Annotated in this window: 1 protein-coding gene; it reads right to left on the bottom strand. The window is 72.2% G+C overall.

Going from position 1 to position 4,170, the window contains the following annotated elements; translation table 11 throughout:
- Positions 1–2,340 precede the first annotated feature (2,340 nt).
- Complete coding sequence (locus ACWEJ6_RS54360) at positions 2,341–3,894, bottom strand: methyltransferase family protein (protein WP_452433603.1); 1,554 nt, start codon at positions 3,892–3,894, stop codon at positions 2,341–2,343.
- Positions 3,895–4,170 lie beyond the last annotated feature (276 nt).

Genomic DNA, 4,170 nt, shown 5'->3' with positions numbered 1-4,170 from the left:
GCTCTCAGGCAGGCGACCCCGCGGACGGACGGCGGCCAGAGCACGACCTGGTCTTGGGCGCCGTGGTCACGTTTTAGCGAGCCGGCCGCGAGATGACATCAAGGGCTCGCCACGCTCGACTCGACGGTGAAGCGTGGCGGGTCCGTCTTCTTTCGTTTGGGACGCGTCGGCCGGCCCATCACAGCGCGGCCCATGCTGGCGGCGGAAGGAATCCGGGCAGGAGTCATGAGGAGTGACGTGGGGAGAGTCCTCCTCGCGGGTGACACCGGATGACGCACAGTCGAGGCCTGCCGGCGTTTCGCGCGACGCTGGCGTCGGCGTGTCAAATGATCGACGGCAGTCCATGTCCTCTACCTAAGCCCGGCGCGCGGCGTCGCGACAGTGTTCAAAAGGGGTTCACTTCGGCGACGCGGCCGCTGGCGCCCGCGCGTGGGCGAGATCGGGTGTGGGTATGACCTGGCCGCCCGTCACGCCGAGTCCGCCGCCTGGCGGCATGAGGATGCGGGCCAGCCGGTCGAGGCCGCGCGCCGGATCGCCACGCCGCCTCTCTGGCCCGCGAGACCGACGATGAGCTCATGTACGCCTGGAGAAGGTCACACCGCCGTCAGCGTGCTGGGACCGGCTGGCACGCGGGTGAGGTGATCGGCTTGACCGAAGCGGCCTCGCGCCGGACCGGCCGGCCGCAGATCGTGATGGGTGCGGCCGAGCCCGCGGCCAGCTCGAGGTCACGCGTTGGACGGGCGGGAGGTCGTGCGCTTGAACCCGCGTGATGAGGCGAGCGGGCCAGCGGGCCGAGTGCCTGATGACGGTGACCCGCGCGTGGCTCGGCTGGTTCGGCACGCTGGCGTAGGTGGATGTGGCTAGGACGAACCGTTGGAGCCATCTCGGTAGGTGGGCCTGGGCGGTGCGACGTGTGGGGAGGCGCTGATGAGGCCGCCGGCGGCCTCATCAGCTCAATCGCGGTGTGGCGCTCGCTCGGCCGGCCACGGCCCACACCGAGGCAGGCGGCCCTCGAGCGGGCCGTCCAGCGGGTGGTGGCGATCGCCCGCGGCCATGGGATCGTCGCGGATCGTCGCCGTGGTGGCGGGCGTCAACGCCGCGTTTGTCGCCCATCGCCGGAAGCCGGCGCGCGGCTTCGCGCGTCGCCCGGCCAACGCCTCGGGTCAGCGATGGCGTCGCCAATCGAGGTGGCCGCGGGCGCGTCGGGCGATCGCGCTGTCGGCGTCCGGGCTGGATTCCAGCAGACCCCATCGGCCCGTTGTCCGCGTCGTGTGGCACACGGGCGGCCGTGTGGCCGGTAAGGGCTACCACGAGCCCAAGGGCGGCGCTCACGCCGAGCGCGAGCCGCTGGGGCCGCGTGCGCGCGAAGAACGGCGATCGTGGCGCTGGAGCCGTGGGATCCCGCCGGTCACGCGCCGGCGTGGCGGGCGCCGCCGTTGGAGGCGCGGATGGCGCCTGTCGTCGTGGCCATCACCGATGCCGCAGGCCGAGGCGGCGAGGGCTCTGACCCAATGGGGCGCCGAGGCGTGGAGGTGTCGCTGAGCTGAAGGGTCGCCGGCGCTCTCGCGGAGACCTGTGTGCTGGCGGCCACGGAAGCGTTGACGGTCTTGGGGTGTGGAGGCCGTGCCTTCGAGGGGCCGGGCTGGCGCTCACGTGGGTGCGTGAGAGGGCGGCGAGAGAGCGGGCGGTGCCGCTGGCCTCGTCGCCGCCGCTGGAGAACCGCTGGGGAGGCGGGCGCGGTCATGGAAGCCTCAGGCCGGTTGAGGGAGGCGGTGCCTGAACGCCGCGGCGGTGGGAGCGTGCCGAGGCGGCGCCGCTGGTGGAGACGCTGGTCCTCGCCGGGCGCGTCGCCTGCTTTGGAGGCGGCGGCGCCGAAGTGGCCGGGCCTCCCTTGCCGCGGGAAGGGGCTCATCGGCCAGCTGATCGTTTCAAGCCCGGCCCGGCTCACCCGCTCGGCCGGCCAGTGTCGGAGCTGGGGTCGCCGGCGGGCTCGCGCATGGAGCGGCCGCGGCGATAGGCCGGTCATGCGCGCGTGCTCGCGCACGGAGACGATCTGCCCGGTGACGACGCCGTTCGGCTGATGTGAGGGTGTTCGCCCGCGCGGTCCCCCGCCGAGGGCATGTCCACCGGCGGGTTCGACGGTACCTGGGGACAGGCCCGTTTGTTGAGGCCGGGGGCCGCGCTCAGCATCGCGGCCCCCGGCCGCCGCCCCTCGGCTGGACCCTGACCTCGGGGCGGGGACGCCACGGCACCACTGGCCTGTTTCTGGTCAGGGTGTCGCGGCGAGGTTCGTCCTCATCGGCTGGTATGTCCACGCGCGTGTGGCGCGAGGCGATGAGGTCAGCGGGCGGGCAGCGTCGCGTTCGCGGCCAGGCCTACGAGCGCGCGTTGTTCGGCGGTCGTAGGGGGCTGGTCACGTGCTGTGCGCGCGGCGATGATCGTGTGCTGGCCCGCGGCGATCTCACCGCGGACGCGCAGCCCGGCCTGGCGCAGCAGTGTCGCGTACTGGGCCTTGGTGCGCGCTCGTCCGCCGTGGGTGCGCGTCATCAGCAACAGGTCGAGCGGGATGCTCGAATGTGGGACAGGGTCGTCGGGCATGACGGTCTCGACCAGCCAAAGGACGCTGTCCGGGCCGGAGACGTCCATCGCCGCCGCGACCCGGGCGAGCAGGTCACGGGCCTCGCGATCGTCCATGTTGTGGATCAGTTCGGGCATCACGTACAGCGGGCGGAATCCCGTGGGAATCTTGACGTGTTGGTCGTGGCCGCGGCTCACCGCCCAGCGGCCGGGGTCGGCCATGCGGTCCAGCGCGTTAGCCGCGGCGTCGGCGTCGTGGCCTCGTCCGACGTGCACGCCTGTCGTGTGGGGGTGGCGGTGGAGGATCTCGGCCAGCAAGATGTGGCCACCGCCAATGGTGATCACTGTGCGGATGTCGTCGGTCTGGTCGGCGATCGCGTCGGTGATGGCCGGCGCGATCATCGCGCTCTGCTGCGCGTGGTAGGCGGCGATGATCTGGGCGGCGCCGGCTGGCTGATCCGCCATGAGATCCTCCGGGGCGCGGTGGCCGGTCAGCGCGGCGGGGGTGCCGGTCCGCACGGTTTCATGCATGGTGGCCAGCGGATGCCACCAGGGGGGCAGCGCGTAGGCCATCACCGAGGGCCACAGGGACATCTCAGCGTCGGTGTCGAATCGGCTGAGCAGGAGTCCGGCGCCGCTTTGCCGGTAGGCGCCGCCGGGCGTGTGGTGAAGCCACTGTCGCGCGGCCGCGATCCGCAGCAGCTTTTCGAGGTCCTTCAAGGGTAGGCCAGGGCCGGCACCCTCATCGGCGCGGACCCGCTGGCACCAGGCGCGCACGTCGCTCAGCTGCGCGGGACCATGGTCAAGGAGATCGGGAATGCGTAGCGAGCAGAACGTGTGGAGAGCCTCGAACAGGTCGAGCCTGTGAAGGATCACGGCGATCGGGTCGCTGAGGTCGCGGCTGGGCATCGGGCGGAAGGGGACCGCGCCGTGCATTTTCCGTGTCCGCGGCGCGGCTCTCATCAGGACGGTCCGCGTGGGGTCGGGCATGCCGCTGCGAAGCCTGGATCCGATGTCCGTCAGCTCGTAGGCGCCGCGGGGGTCGCGGCGAAGGAACCCGTAGGCGTGGGCCGCGCGCAGCACTCGCCGCAGATAGTCGTAGCTGAGGCCGGGCGCGCACATGATGGAGATCACCCATTCGGCGAGCCCGTCAGCCGGCGCCGCCGAACGCGCGAGCCGGTCGGGGAGGCGTAAGTCGCACAGGGTGTAGACGGCGGCGTAGAGCGGAAGATTGTCAAGAATCAGCTGAAGGGCCTGACGGTGCTCGTTGCCGGGGGCGGGCTCTACGGTGTCGGCGATCTGCGACGCGGCGCTCATATTGGTGCCCTTACGACGAGGGGGTTGATGGCGGTGACGCGGGCGACAGGGCATGCGGCATGGCGGAGTGGGGGCATCCCCCTATGAGGCTGAGGTGATGTCGTCGATGAGGATCGACGGCCGTGCCGGCCACGTCGCCCCGGTCGCGGGAGGCTGAGGGGTGGGGCGCGTCAGGGCGGCGCGGGCGAAGGCACGGCCCGGGTCAGCCCGACCCACGCCGCTGGCCGCCGCGGGCACGACCGTTCGGTCCGCCGGGCGGGCCTGACCCGCCCGGCG

The organism is Nonomuraea sp. NPDC004702 (assembly GCF_053601695.1).
Note: the sequence above shows the minus strand (reverse complement) of the source record. Positions and strands in the feature narration are given on the sequence as shown.

What these genes read in the sequence shown, in the direction of transcription:
- ACWEJ6_RS54360 (WP_452433603.1), bottom strand. Translation starts at nt 3,894, where the DNA reads ATGAGCGCCGCGTCGCAGATCGCCGACACCGTAGAGCCCGCCCCCGGC.